Genomic DNA, 12,836 nt, shown 5'->3' with positions numbered 1-12,836 from the left:
CCCCCACCCCCCCCCCCCCCCCCCCCCCCCCCCCCCCCCCCCCCCCCCCCCCCCCCCCCCCCCCCCCCCCCCCCCCCCCCCCCCCCCCCCCCGCCGCCGTTGGGGCCGTCCCTTGGCGGAGACGGCGGACCGTCTTCCGGTCTCCCTCCGGTCAGCCGGGGGTCTGGTCCTTGGCCATCAGGTCGGGGATGTGCGGGGCGTACTCCTCCAGGGGACGGCGGGGGTGCGCCTGCTCGTCGGTGAGCGCGGCCCGCGCGATGCGGTCGAGCCGGAACACCCGGACGTCCTGCCTGAGCCGGCACCAGGCCACCAGGTACCAGAAGCCGCCGCGCCCGCCGATGAACACCCCGGGCTCGACGTCGCGCTCGGTGACCTCGCCCGATTTGGCGTCATAGGTGATGCGCAGCACCCGCCGGTGGAGCAGCGCCTCGTCGATGACCCGGGCGATCGCGGCCCGCGCCGCCCTGGGGTCGGTGCCGGCGTCACCGGAGCCCTCGACCGCATCAGAGCCGTCGACCGCATCGGGGCCTTCCACCGCGCCGGAGCCGTCGACGGAGCCGTGGACGAAGCCCGTGGCGTCGCCGTACTCGGCCAGGGCCGCCCTGGCCGCCGAACCGGCCGGCTCACCGCCGCAGTCGCCGGGCTCGTCCGCTTCCCCCTGCTCAGCCGGTTCGTTCTGCCCGCTCGGCCCGTCCCGTCGGCCCGGCTCGACGGCCTCGCCCTGCTCAGCGGGCTCAGCCGGCCCATCCTGCGGTGGTGGCGTCCCCGGGGCGGGCATCGCGGCCTTGAGCTTGCGGAGCGCGCTGCGGGCCCCGCCCGCCAGGGGACGCCTTCCGGCCCTGCTGAGGGCGACGGCGACGGCCACCGCCTCGTCGGGGGTGAGGGCGAGCGGGGCGGGAGCGGCGGGCTCGTCGAGGGCGTACCCGGCGCGCCCGCCGTCCTCGGCGCGGACGGGCACGCCCGCCTTGCGCAGCGCCTCGATGTCGCGTTCGACGGTGCGGACGCCCACCTGTAATCGCTCGCTCAGCTCCCGTGCGGACCGGCACCCGGGGGAGATCGCGCGCAGCTCCTCGATGAGGGCGTAGAGCCGATCGGTACGGTTCACATCCCGAAGCTACGCCGGGCCGCCGACATTCGCGCCGGACGCGCAGGCCATTCTCAGGTGGCGGTCTCGGCGGTCCAGGCGAGCAGGGCTTCGGCGGTCCAGGTGTTGACCACCCGGCCGGGCTCGATGCCGCACCGCGCGGCCCGCTCGCAGCCGAAGTGCTGCCATTCGAGCTGCCCGGGCGCGTGGGCGTCGGAGTCGATCGAGAACAGGCATCCCATCTCGTAGGCCAGGCGCAGCAGCCGCTTGGGCGGGTCGAGGCGGTCGGGACGGGAGTTGATCTCGACGGCGACGCCGAACCGGCGGCAGGCCTCGAAGACGATCTCGGCGTCGAACGCCGACTCGGGCCGCAGGCCGCCGCGCCGCCCGCCGGCCTGGACGATGCGGCCGGTGCAGTGGCCGAGCACGTCGACGCGCGGGTCGGCGATGGCCGTGACCATCCTGCGGGTCATGTCGCCGGCGTCCATCTTGAGCTTGGAGTGGACGCTGGCGACCACCACGTCGAGCCGGTCGAGCAGCTCGGGCTCCTGGTCGAGGGAGCCGTCGGCCAGGATGTCGACCTCGATGCCGGTCAGGATGCGGAACGGCGCCAGCTTGCCGTTCAGCTCGGCGACGAGGTCCAGCTGCTCGCGCAGCCTGGCCGCGGGCAGGCCGCGCGCGACGGTGAGGCGCGGCGAGTGGTCGGTGAGCGCCAGATAGTCGTGCCCGAGCCCGCGGGCCGCCACGGCCATCTCTTCGACGGACGAGCCGCCGTCCGACCAGTCGGAGTGGCTGTGCAGGTCGCCCTTGAGCGCGGCGCGCATGGCGGCGGCCGCCTCGTCCAGGTCGAGCCCCGCGGTGTCCTCCAGACGGCGCAGGTAGGTGGGGACCTGCCCGTCCAGGGCCTCGGTGATCGCCAGGGCGGTGACCTTGCCGATGCCCTTGAGATCGCTCAGCCCTCCGGAGCGGGCGAGCCGCAGGAGTTCGTCGCGCGGGATCTCGGCGATGGTGGACGCGGCGCCGCGGAAGGCGCGCACCCGGTAGGTCGGCTCGCCGGCCCGTTCAAGGAGGAAGGCGATCCTCTTCAGCGCTTCGACCGGTTCCACAGGTGCGAATCTACCCAGCGCGCCGCGGCCGCGCGGCGCGCAGGCCGGCACGCAGGGGGGCTCTTCTCTTAGCAGCAGGAAGAAACTTCTCGAAGACTTGCTCCGTTGATCACGTAAACGTAGGCTTTGCGCACATTTTCGAGAGATGGAACCCGATGGCGAAACCCCGCCGCGAGCCTGTGCGGCCGCCGCATCCACTGGCGAGCTACGCGGCGAGGCCCCCGGCGCCGCCGGCCGGCGGTAAGAAGCTGTCCTCCACCATGGTCACGCTGGGCACGATGGGCCTGCTCTCCACCCTGGTGGTCGGGTTCTGCGCCGCCCAGGACACCTTCGCCGAACGGGTCACCGCCGACTGCGTCGATCTCGGCAGCCGGAGCGCGGACGGGTCGTACGCGATCGTGGACGACGACCGCTGCGACGACGACCACGGCCACGGCTCCTACCACGGCTCGCACGGCGCCTACGGCTGGTACTACGGGGGCGTCAGGCAGGCCGGCCGGGTGCTGCGCGGCACGACCATCAGACCGGCCAACGCGCACGTCAGCAGCCGTTCGGGCACCGTGCTCCAACGCGGCGGCTTCGGCGGCCGCGGCATCGGGGGAAGCTGAGGTGCGCAGACGGGCGTCCCCGCGGCGGGACGGCTGGGAGAAGACCATCGAGGCGCAGGGCCTGGCCTACCACCGCTCCGCGCACCCGGTCCACCTCGCCCGCCCTTACTGGGACGAGGGCGTGGAGTACACCTTCACCATGGAGGAGGTCCTCGCCCTGGAAAGCCAGGTCGAGGAGCTGCACGGCATGTGTCTCGCGGCCGTCGAGCACGTGGTGTCCACCGACCGCTACCGCGACTTCGCGATCCCCGAGTGGGTGGCGCCGGAGATCGAGGCGTCCTGGCGGCGCCGCGACCCGCACGTGTTCGGCCGCTTCGACCTGCGCTACGACGGGCGGGGGCCGGCCAAGCTGCTGGAGTACAACGCCGACACCCCGACCAGCCTCGTCGAGAGCTCGGTCGTCCAGTGGTTCTGGCTCAAGGACGTCCACCCCGGCGACGACCAGTGGAACTCCGTCCACGAGCGCCTGATCGACCGGTGGCGGGAGCTGCCGCTGCAGAGCGGCCCGGCCCACTTCGCCTGGACCAACATGGACGAGACCGGCGAGGAGGCCATGACGCTCGGCTATCTGCAGGAGACCGCCGAGCAGGCCGGGCTGACCACCGTGGCGGTGGCCATGGAGGACATCGGCTGGGACCCCCGCGCCCTGCGCTTCGTCGACATGGAGGGGCGGGTGATCCGCACGCTGTTCAAGCTCTACCCGTGGGAGTGGGCGGTCGCCGACCCGTTCGGCCCGCAGGCCGTCAGGCACCAGATCTCCATGACCTGGATCGAGCCGCTGTGGAAGATGCTCCTGTCCAACAAGGCGCTGCTCGCGGTGCTGTGGGAGATGCACCCCGGCCACCCGAACCTGCTGCCCGCCTACCTGGACGGGCCGCGCGACTTGCCCGCCCACATCATGAAGCCGCTGCTCGGCCGGGAGGGCGCGGGGATGCGCGTCGTCACCCCGGAGGGCGCTCAGAGCACTCCCGGCGACTACGGCGCCGAGGGGCACGTGTACCAGGAGTTCCAGGCCCTGCCCGACTTCGACGGCTGGCGCCCGGTGCTCGGCGCCTGGGTCGTCGGGGACGAGGCCGCGGGGCTCGGCATCCGGGAGACCTCGGGCTTGATCACCGATGACTCCTCCTCCTTCGTCCCGCACCGCATCCCTTCATGACCAGCCCCGCACCGCATCACGTCATGACCGGCCCCGCACCGCGTCCCGTCATGACCGGCTTCGCGCCGCCACGCCCAAGGAGCAACAGATGACCAACGCGCTCGCCGGTCCCCTCGCGGAGGCGCTCGGACGAGGAGTCCTGGCGATCCTCGCCTACGCGGTCCTGGGCGTCCTGCTGCTGATCGCCGGCTTCTACGTCGTCGACATGGCCACGCCCGGCCGGCTCAGCAGGCTGATCCAGCAGGACCGCAACCCCAACGCTGCGCTGCTGACCGCCTCCGGCCTCACCGCGGTCGGGCTCATCGTCGCCGCGTCCATCTGGTCGGCCGGCGGCGCGCTGCAGGAAGGGCTGCTCACCACGCTGGTGTTCGGCCTCACCGGCATCGTCGTGCAGGCCCTCGGCATGCTGTTGTTCGACCGGGTGGCCGGCATCAAGGTCCGTGAGCTGGTGGGCGAGCCGGCGCTGCAGCCGGGCGCGGTCCTGCTCGCCGTGACGCACGTGGCCATCGGGGTGATCACCGCCGTCGCGGTGATCTGACCGCCGCGCGCCGGCGGCACGGCGTCACGCGAGTTCCGCGCGGCGCCGCGGACGGCTGCTCTCCCGGTGGTGACATAGAGCACGTAAGGCTGTCGCACTCACGCTGACCTGGCACCCTAGGGATGTGAATGACCGGGTACGCGAGGACACCGCACGACGGCTTGAGCGGGCGATGGGGAGTCTCGGCACCGCCGCGATGACCCGCATGGACGAACGGCTGCCGTGGTACCGCGCGCTCTCCGCGGAGGACCGTTCCTGGGTGGGCCTGGTCGCCCAGGCCGGCATCGCCGCCTTCGTGGAGTGGTTCCAGCACGCCGACGAGGGCAGGCCGACACCGAGCATCGAGATCTTCGGCACCGCCCCGCGCGAGCTGAAGCGTTCGGTCTCGCTCCAGCAGACGGTCGACCTGGTCCGCGTCGTCGTGGAGGTCGTGGAGGCCGAGGTGCAGGAGCTCGCGGCGCCCGGCGGCGAGGAGCTCCTGCGGCAGGCGATGCTGCGCTACACCCGCGACGTCGCCTTCGCCGCCGCGCACGTGTACGCCCGCGAGGCCGAGGTGCGCGGCGCGTGGGACGCCCGGCTGGAGGCCCTCATCGTGGACGCGCTGGTCCGCGGCGAGGTGGACGACGGGCTGCACTCGTGGGCGGCGGCGCTGGGCTGGACGTCCTCGCCGGTCGTCGTGCTCGCCGGGTACGCCCCGGACGCCGATCCGCAGACCGTCATCGACGGCATGCGCGACAAGGGCCGGCGGCTCGGGCACGACCTGCTGGCCGGCGTGCAGGGCGACCGCCTGATCGTCATCGTCGGCGGCGCCGACAGCATCAAGGACGCCGCCAGGCACGTGGTGCCGCGCTTCGGCCCCGGGCCGATCGTGATCGGGCCCGAGGTGCCCGACCTGCACGCCGCGGCCAACTCCGCCCGCGCGGCCGTGGCGGGGCTGCGGGCGGCGCAGGGGTGGCCGGACGCGCCCCGTCCCGTCCTCGCCGAGGACCTGCTCGCCGAGCGGGCCATCGACGGCGACGAGGACGCCCGCGAGCAGCTCATCGAGAACGTCTACAAGCCCTTGGAGGGCACTCCGCTGCTCGACACACTGGCGACCTACCTGGAGCAGGGCACATCTTTGGAAGCCACGGCCCGTCTGTTGTTCGTCCACCCGAACACCGTGCGTTACCGTTTGAAGAAGATCACGGAACTGACGGGCTATCAGCCCACCGAGGGCCGGTCCGCCTTCACCTTGCAGGTCGGCCTGATCCTCGGAAGGCTGTCGCGGGCAACCGTAACTTAACCAGGGTTCGGTAACGGTCCGGAAACCTTCGCTGGAGGATTCCTACAAAGACCCACCGACAAAGTTCGTACGGATCATTAGCAGTGTGGTGAACTCCTACAGGGCATGGTGGATTTTGTGCTCGTCATCGTCGCTCCCGGGCAAGGCGCCCAGACTCCAGGCTTCCTGTCCCCGTGGCTTGAGATCCCCGGTCTGCGCGACCGTCTGTCGGCGTGGTCGGACATCGCCGGCCTCGATCTGATCTCCTACGGCACGACGGCCGACGCGGACGAGATCCGTGACACCGCCGTCGCGCAGCCACTCCTCGTAGCCGCCGGCCTCGCCGTCGCCGAGGTGCTGCTGGCTACCAAGGGTGACGGCGCCGCGCAGGCTCCCGTGGTCCCGGACGTGCTCGCCGGGCACAGCGTCGGCGAGTTCACCGCCGCCGCCCTCGCGGGCGTCCTCACCCCCGAGCAGGCCATCGGTCTGGTCGCGCAGCGCGGCCAGGCGATGGCCAAGGCCGCCGCCGTCACCGAGACGGGCATGACCGCCGTGCTCGGCGGCGTCGAGGAGGACGTGCTCGCGGCCATCGACCGGCACGGCCTGACCCCGGCCAACATCAACGGGGCCGGCCAGATCGTCGCCGCCGGCACCCGCGAGCAGCTCGCCGCCTTCGCGGCCGAGCCTCCGGCGCGGGCCCGGCTGCGGGCGCTGTCGGTGGCCGGAGCGTTCCACACCCGCCACATGGCGCCCGCCGTCGAGCACCTGCGGGCCGAGGCGGCCGGCGTCACCCCCGGCGACCCTGGCGTGACCCTGCTGTCCAACTCCGACGGGCAGGCCGTCGCCGGCGGCGCCGAGTTCGTCCGGCGGCTGGTCGACCAGGTCGCCCGCCCGGTCAGGTGGGACCTGTGCATGGCCACGATGGCCGGGCTCGGCGTCACCGCCATGATCGAGCTGCTGCCCGGCGGCACGCTGACCGGCCTCGCCAAACGCGCGCTGCCCGGCGTCGCGACTCTCGCGCTCAAGACCCCCGACGACCTCGCGGCCGCCGGCGCCCTTACCAGCAAGGAGACCGGCCAGTGAGGATCATGCGGGGCGCCCCGGGCGCCAAGGTGCTCGCCTTCGGCGGGTACCAGCCGGCCGGAGTCGTCACCAACGAAGACCTGGCCAAGACCATCGACACCAACGACGAGTGGATCCAGAGCCGCGTCGGCATCAAGGAGCGCCGCGTCGCCGGCCCCGAAGAGACCGACATCGACATCGCCGTGCAGGCCGGAGGCAAGGCGCTGGCCGCGAGTGGGCTGTCGGCCGGCGACATCGACCTGGTCGTCGTCGCCACCTGCACGCTTGAGGCGCAGATCCCCAACGCCGCCGCCCGCGTCGCCCACCGCCTGGGCATCCAGGCCCCCGGCGCGTTCGACGTCAACGCCGCCTGCGCGGGCTTCTGCTACGCGCTGGCCGCCGCCGGTGACGCGGTGCGGGCCGGGTCGGCCACCAACGTGCTGGTCGTCGGCACCGAGAAGCTCTCCCAGTGGGTCGACTGGACCGACCGCGCCACCTGCGTGATCTTCGCGGACGGCGCCGGCGCGGCCGTGGTCGGGCCCGCCGAGACGCCGGGCATCGGGCCGGTCGTGTGGGGCAGCGCCGGCGACAAGGCCGACGCGATCATCGTCAAGGACCGCGACTCCTTCCTCCACCAGGAAGGCCAGACGGTCTTCCGCTGGGCCACGACCGCGCTTCACCCGGTCGCCAAGGAGGCCTGCGAGCGTGCGGGCGTGCACCCCTCCGAGCTCGCGGCCTTCGTCCCCCACCAGGCGAACCTTCGCATCATCGAGGCCATCGCCCGCAAGATCGGCGCCGACAACGCCGTCATCGCCAGAGACATCGTCCTGGCGGGCAACACCTCGGCGGCCTCGATCCCGCTGGCGCTGAGCCGCATGATCGAGCGCGGCGAGGTGCAGTCGGGCGGCCTCGCCCTGCTCCTCGGCTTCGGCGCGGGCCTGACCTACGCCGGCCAAGTGGTGGAGATCCCCTGAGCTTGTACGGAAGGCCCGTACGGCGCCCGTACATACCTAGATAAGCAAACAAATCCAAGGAGAAATCGCGACATGGCACTGACCGAGCAGGAGATCCTCGCGGGCCTCGGCAAGATCGTCAACGAGATCACGGGCATCCCGGCGAACGAGGTCACCCCCGAGAAGAACTTCGTGGACGACCTCGACATCGACTCGCTCTCCATGGTCGAGATCGCCGTCGCCGCCCAGGACGAGTTCGGCGTCGAGATCCCCGACGACCAGCTCAAGCACCTGAAGACCGTCAAGGACGTCATCAACTTCATCCAGAACTAGATCCACCTCAGGCGTCCGGCCCCCCGGCCCGGGCGTCTGAGCCCCCCATGCTCAAGGTCGAAACGCAAGGAGCGCAACAAGTGAGCAGAGATCGAGTACGTGTCGTTGTCACCGGGCTCGGCGTGACAACGCCTCTCGGCGGAGACGTCGCCTCGTCCTGGTCGGCGCTCCTCGCCGGACAGTCGGGTGTCCGGCCGCTCACCGAAGACTGGATCGACACCGTGCCGGTGAAGTTCGCCGCCAGGGCGGCCGTCGAGCCGGGTGAGGTCCTGCCGAGGCCCGAGGCGCGCCGCCTCGACCGCGCCGAGCAGTTCGCGCTCATCGCGGCCCGCGAGGCCTGGAAGGACGCCGGGACGCCCAAGGTCGCCCCCGACCGGCTCGGCGTCGTGGTCGGCAGCGGCATCGGCGGCATCACCACGATCCTGGCCGCCTACGACACCTACAAAGAGAAGGGCTGGCAGCGGCTGTCGCCCTTCACCGTCCCCATGCTGATGCCGAACGGCTCGGCCGGGTGGATCGGCATCGAGATCGGCGCGACGGCCGGCGTCCACGCCACCGTCAGCGCCTGCGCCACCGGCGCCGAGTCCGTCGGCTACGCCATGGAGATGATCAGGACGGGACGGGCGGACGTCGTCGTGGCGGGCGGCACGGAGGCCGCCATCCACCCGCTGAACATCGCCTCCTTCGCCGCCATGCGCGCCATGTCCACGCGCAACGACGACCCCGCGCACGCGTCCCGTCCCTGGGACACCGACCGCGACGGGTTCGTCCTCGGCGAGGGGGCCGGCATCATCGTCCTCGAGTCCGAGGAGCACGCCCTCGCCCGCGGCGCCCGCATCTACGCCGAGGCGGCCGGCGTCGGCTACTCCGCCGACGCGCACCACATCGCCCAGCCCGAGCCGACGGGCGCGGGCATCCGGAGCGCCGCCCGCAAGGTGCTGGCCGACTCCGGCCTCACCGGCCGCGACATCGTGCACGTCAACGCGCACGCCACCTCCACTCCCGCGGGGGACGTCGTGGAGGCCGTGGCCATCCAAGAGATCATCGGTGACCACCCGCTGGTGACGGCGACCAAGTCGTCGACCGGCCACCTGCTCGGCGGCGCGGGCGGCATCGAGACCGTCTTCACGATCATGACCCTGCGCGACCGCCTGGTACCGCCGACCCTCAATGTGGACAACCTCGACCAGGGGGTCGAGGTGGACATCGTGCGTGGAGAGCCACGCAAGCTCCCCGACGGCCAGATCGCCGCGATCAACAACTCGTTCGGCTTCGGCGGCCACAACGTCGCCGTGGCTTTCGCCAGCGTCTGATTTTGGAGCGCCAGTGACTGTGCTCGACAACGAGGTGGCGGCCCAGGCCTCCGAAGAGGAGCCCCCCGCCGACCCTCGCGATCCGCATATACGTCTGTCAGCCCTGTTCGACGAGGGCACGATGCACCTGCTCTCCCCCGCCGACGACCGCAGCGGCGCCCTGGCCGCCATGGGCCGGGTGGAGGGGGCGCCCGTCGTGGCGTTCTCCAGCGACGCCCGCGTCCAGGGCGGCGCCATGGGCTCCGCCGGCTGCGAGCACATCGTGCACGCCTACGACGTCGCGGTGCGCGAACGCGTCCCGATCGTGGGCCTGTGGCACTCGGGCGGCGCCCGCCTGGCCGAGGGCGTCGAGTCCCTGCACGCCGTGGGCCGCGTATTCGCCGCGATGACCCGCGCCTCGGGCATCGTCCCGCAGATCTCCGTGGTCCTCGGCCCGGCCGCGGGCGGAGCCGCCTACGGCCCGGCCCTCACCGACCTGGTGATCCTGTCCGACCAGGGCCGCATCTTCGTCACCGGCCCCGACGTCGTGCGCAGCGTCACCGGCGAGCAGATCGACATGGCAGGCCTCGGCGGCCCGGAGCCGCACAGCAAGCGCAGCGGCGTGGTCCACGTCGTCACCAAGAGCGACGCCGACGCCGTGCTGCGGGCGCGCCGCCTTGCCGTGCTGCTCGGCCACCAGGGCCGCGTCCGCCCCGAATCGGTGCAGGACGTCGACTTCTCCGGCCTGCTGCCCGACGAGCCGCGCCGCGCGTACTCCGTGCAGCCGCTGGTCAACGGCCTGCTCGACGAGCCCGGCGTCGAACTGCACCCCAAGTGGGCGCCCAACATCGTCACGACGCTGGGCCGCCTCGGCGGCCGCACGGTCGGCATCATCGCCAACAACCCGATGCGGCTCGCCGGCTGCCTGGACTCCACCTCCGCCGAGAAGGCCGCCCGGTTCGTGCGCATGTGCGATGCCTTCGGGGTGCCGCTGGTCGTCCTGGTGGACGTTCCCGGCTACCTTCCCGGCGTCGGCCAGGAGCACGACGGAGTCGTCCGGCGCGGCGCCAAGCTGCTGCACGCCTTCGCCGAGGCCTCGGTGCCGCGCGTGACCCTGGTCACCCGCAAGGCGTACGGCGGCGCGTACATCGCGATGAACTCCCGGTCCCTCGGCGCCACCAAGGTGTTCGCCTGGCCGACCGCCGAGGTCGCCGTCATGGGCGCGCTCGCCGCCGTGCGGGTGCTCAAGCGGCGCGAGATCGCCGCCGCCCCCGAGGAGGAGCGCTCCGCCCTGGAGACGCGCCTGGCCGAGGAGCACGAGAAGGTCGCGGGCGGCCTCGACCGCGCCATCCAGATCGGGGTGATCGACGAGGTCATCAAGCCCGCCGAGACCCGCGGCGCCATCGCCAAGGTCCTCGCCCAGGCGACGCCCGCCCGGGGAGCCCACGGCAACATCCCGCTGTAGGCCCCGCCAGGCGGCCACCATGAACGAAGGCCCCGCACCGGAGAGAATCCCGGTGCGGGGCCTTTTCCACGTTCGCGGGGGCGCGTGCGGGCGTTCGGAGGGCTTCGGCAGCCTTCGCGGGGGCGCGCGGGCGTTCGCCGGCTTCAGGAGGCGTCGGCACCGGCGTCCGAGGGCGCGGGCCTTCGCCGGGGGCGCGGGCGTCCGGGGGCTCCGCGCCGGCGGGGCCGCTCGCGGCTACACGGCCGCGTGCAGCCAGCGGACGGGCGCGCCGTCGCCGGCGTACCGGAACGGCTCAAGCTCCTCGTCCCACTGCTTGCCGAGGAGCTTGTCGAGCTCTTCCTCCAGGACCACCCGGCCCTGCGCTGCCATCAGCATCACGTTGCGCAGCCTGTCCTCGGGGACCATGATGTCGCCGGACACGCCGATCATCGCCGTGAAGGCGCCGAGCGTGGGCGTGTAGGCATGTCGCGAGCCGTCCACGCCGGGCGAGGCGTCCTCGGTGATCTCAAAACGGATGCGCTGCCAGCCCATGAGCGACGACGTGATCGCCGCGGCCGTGCCGGGACGGCCTTCCCATTCGGCCTGTGTGCGCACAGTGCCAGGCTGGGCCGGCTGAGGGGTCCACGACAGGTCGACGGGTATGCCAAGGACACCCGCGACCGCCCATTCGATGTGCGGGCACAGCGCGGGCTGAGCCGAGTGGACGTACAGCACGCCACGAGCAGACACCGGACCTCCCGTTTCGTACGAGGTGCGCCTTCCCCAACGTCCTCATACTGGGATGATCACAAGTGACTGAGGGAGAGACTACCGTCCGTCGTGGCGGGGCACCAGAGCCGGGTCATACCTAATCACGCTTGGCAACTGTCCGTATGGGGAAAGACGCAGTCCGTGATTGCCCTCCCCGTACGATCCCTTTAAGGAGCCCGCCGTGAACGTGCAGGCCGTCGAGCATCTCCCCGGTCGCCGCGCCTTCATCCGCCCGGGCGTCCTGCTCGCCCGCTCCCACGACGTCGCCGAACGCTGGACCCAGTCGGCCGAGTACACCGACGGGCTGTTCACCCTGCGGCTGGCGCCGGGAACCGACCCCTGCGAGCTCGCCGCGGCGTTGCGCGACCAGGGTCTCGAAGCCTCGCCCAACCACGTCGTCGTCGGCCAGCCGCTGTTCTTCGGAGGCCCGTGCGGCGCTCCGGCGCCCGCGCCCGCCCTCGCTCACGACGGCGGCGAGCCGTCCCGGGTGACGGCCGCCGTGCTGGACACCGGCCTGGCCCCGCACCCGTGGTTCGAAGGGGCCGACTGGTTCCCCGGCCAGCCCGGCGAGGTCCTCGACGCCGACGGCGACGGGCTTCTCGACGGCCAGGCCGGCCACGGCACCTTCATCGCCGGCCTGCTGCTGCGCCAGGCCCCCGGCACCCGGCTGCGCGTCGTCAGGGTCCTCGACAGCCACGGGGTGGGCGACGAGGCCGGCGTGCTGCGAGCGCTCGGCTCCCTGCGCGACGCGCACGTCGACGTGCTGGTGCTGTCCTTCGGGTGCCACACCTACGACGACCGGCCCTCGCCGCTGGTGGAACGCGCGCTGGCCGCGCTGCCGGACACCGTGGTCGTCGCCTGCGCGGGCAACACCGCCTCCTCGCGGCCCTTCTGGCCGGCCGCGATGCCCGGCGTCATCGCCGTGGGCGCGCTCGATTCCACCGAGACCACACGGGCGCGGTGGTCCGCCTACGGCCCCTGGGTGGACGCCTGCTCACGTGGCGAAGCCTTGACCAGCAGTTTCGTGGACTTTCACCCGTTCGACGGCTACGCCTTGTGGAGCGGGACGTCGTTCGCGGCCGCCGCCGTGGCCGGAGCCGTCGCCGCCGCGGCCCGCCACCTGTCCCCCGGCGAGGCGGCGCGGCACGTCCTCGGCGTGGCGGGCGGCAGGCGTTTTCCCGATCTCGGGGTCCACGTCCCAGGTCCTCGCTAGGGTGCTCACCGAGTG

Annotated in this window: 13 protein-coding genes; 10 read left to right on the top strand and 3 right to left on the bottom strand. The window is 72.5% G+C overall.

Going from position 1 to position 12,836, the window contains the following annotated elements; all coding sequences use genetic code 11:
• Positions 1 to 151 precede the first annotated feature (151 nt).
• Entirely contained in the window at positions 152 to 1,105 is a 954-nt protein-coding gene (locus tag ACZ6QO_RS28250; protein WP_465854825.1) for a helix-turn-helix transcriptional regulator, read from the bottom strand.
• A 53-nt stretch (positions 1,106 to 1,158) separates the two neighbouring features.
• Positions 1,159 to 2,190 carry a PHP domain-containing protein gene (locus ACZ6QO_RS28245; RefSeq protein WP_465854823.1) on the bottom strand — a complete coding sequence of 344 codons (1,032 nt, stop codon included), beginning with the start codon at positions 2,188 to 2,190 and terminating at the stop codon, positions 1,159 to 1,161.
• Between the two features lie 155 nt (positions 2,191 to 2,345).
• On the opposite strand from ACZ6QO_RS28245, the gene ACZ6QO_RS28240 reads away from it, so the two are divergent.
• The 9 genes from ACZ6QO_RS28240 to ACZ6QO_RS28200 all read left to right on the top strand — a co-directional run bounded on the left by ACZ6QO_RS28240 (position 2,346) and on the right by ACZ6QO_RS28200 (position 10,858).
• A complete protein-coding gene (locus tag ACZ6QO_RS28240) occupies positions 2,346 to 2,798 on the top strand; it encodes a hypothetical protein (RefSeq protein WP_465854821.1) in 453 nt (150 codons plus the stop codon).
• A gap of 1 nt (position 2,799) precedes the next feature.
• Positions 2,800 to 3,954: a glutathionylspermidine synthase family protein gene (locus ACZ6QO_RS28235; RefSeq protein ID WP_465854819.1), complete on the top strand. Its 1,155-nt coding sequence runs from the start codon at positions 2,800 to 2,802 to the stop codon at positions 3,952 to 3,954.
• Between the two features lie 88 nt (positions 3,955 to 4,042).
• Positions 4,043 to 4,492, top strand: a complete 450-nt coding sequence (locus ACZ6QO_RS28230) for a DUF350 domain-containing protein (protein WP_465854817.1) — start codon at positions 4,043 to 4,045, stop codon at positions 4,490 to 4,492.
• Between the two features lie 172 nt (positions 4,493 to 4,664).
• A complete protein-coding gene (locus ACZ6QO_RS28225; RefSeq protein WP_465854843.1) occupies positions 4,665 to 5,774 on the top strand; it encodes a PucR family transcriptional regulator in 1,110 nt (369 codons plus the stop codon).
• A 117-nt stretch (positions 5,775 to 5,891) separates the two neighbouring features.
• Positions 5,892 to 6,836 carry an ACP S-malonyltransferase gene (locus ACZ6QO_RS28220; protein WP_465854815.1) on the top strand — a complete coding sequence of 315 codons (945 nt, stop codon included), beginning with the start codon at positions 5,892 to 5,894 and terminating at the stop codon, positions 6,834 to 6,836.
• Positions 6,837 to 6,841: 5 nt separating this feature from the next.
• The gene (locus tag ACZ6QO_RS28215; RefSeq protein ID WP_465854841.1) at positions 6,842 to 7,789 is read left to right on the top strand and encodes a beta-ketoacyl-ACP synthase III; all 948 of its coding nucleotides are present in this window, start codon (positions 6,842 to 6,844) and stop codon (positions 7,787 to 7,789) included.
• A 72-nt stretch (positions 7,790 to 7,861) separates the two neighbouring features.
• Entirely contained in the window at positions 7,862 to 8,101 is a 240-nt protein-coding gene (locus tag ACZ6QO_RS28210; RefSeq protein WP_465854813.1) for an acyl carrier protein, read from the top strand.
• 80 nt (positions 8,102 to 8,181) lie between these two features.
• Positions 8,182 to 9,414 (top strand): beta-ketoacyl-ACP synthase II, encoded by a 1,233-nt coding sequence (gene fabF, locus ACZ6QO_RS28205; protein ID WP_465854811.1) that lies wholly within the window; start codon positions 8,182 to 8,184, stop codon positions 9,412 to 9,414.
• 13 nt (positions 9,415 to 9,427) lie between these two features.
• Positions 9,428 to 10,858 (top strand): acyl-CoA carboxylase subunit beta, encoded by a 1,431-nt coding sequence (locus ACZ6QO_RS28200; RefSeq protein ID WP_465854809.1) that lies wholly within the window; start codon positions 9,428 to 9,430, stop codon positions 10,856 to 10,858.
• A 234-nt stretch (positions 10,859 to 11,092) separates the two neighbouring features.
• Here ACZ6QO_RS28200 and ACZ6QO_RS28195 read toward each other — a convergent pair whose 3' ends face one another.
• Complete coding sequence (locus ACZ6QO_RS28195) at positions 11,093 to 11,587, bottom strand: DUF3145 domain-containing protein (RefSeq protein WP_354917701.1); 495 nt, start codon at positions 11,585 to 11,587, stop codon at positions 11,093 to 11,095.
• Positions 11,588 to 11,789: 202 nt separating this feature from the next.
• On the opposite strand from ACZ6QO_RS28195, the gene ACZ6QO_RS28190 reads away from it, so the two are divergent.
• Positions 11,790 to 12,821, top strand: coding sequence for a S8 family peptidase (locus ACZ6QO_RS28190; protein ID WP_465854806.1), 1,032 nt, complete (start codon positions 11,790 to 11,792; stop codon positions 12,819 to 12,821).
• Positions 12,822 to 12,836: the final 15 nt, after the last annotated feature.

The sequence above is a fragment of the Sphaerisporangium sp. NPDC049457 genome, from assembly GCF_055586705.1.
The sequence above is the reverse complement of the archived record's forward strand: the minus strand, read 5'-3'. Positions and strand labels throughout refer to the sequence as shown.

Bases quoted from the DNA above. Each gene is read 5' to 3' on its own strand.
- ACZ6QO_RS28240 (WP_465854821.1), top strand. From the start codon at position 2,346: ATGGCGAAACCCCGCCGCGAGCCTGTGCGGCCGCCGCATCCACTGGCG.
- ACZ6QO_RS28215 (WP_465854841.1), top strand. From the start codon at position 6,842: ATGCGGGGCGCCCCGGGCGCCAAGGTGCTCGCCTTCGGCGGGTACCAG.
- ACZ6QO_RS28230 (WP_465854817.1), top strand. From the start codon at position 4,043: ATGACCAACGCGCTCGCCGGTCCCCTCGCGGAGGCGCTCGGACGAGGA.
- ACZ6QO_RS28210 (WP_465854813.1), top strand. From the start codon at position 7,862: ATGGCACTGACCGAGCAGGAGATCCTCGCGGGCCTCGGCAAGATCGTC.
- ACZ6QO_RS28225 (WP_465854843.1), top strand. From the start codon at position 4,665: ATGGGGAGTCTCGGCACCGCCGCGATGACCCGCATGGACGAACGGCTG.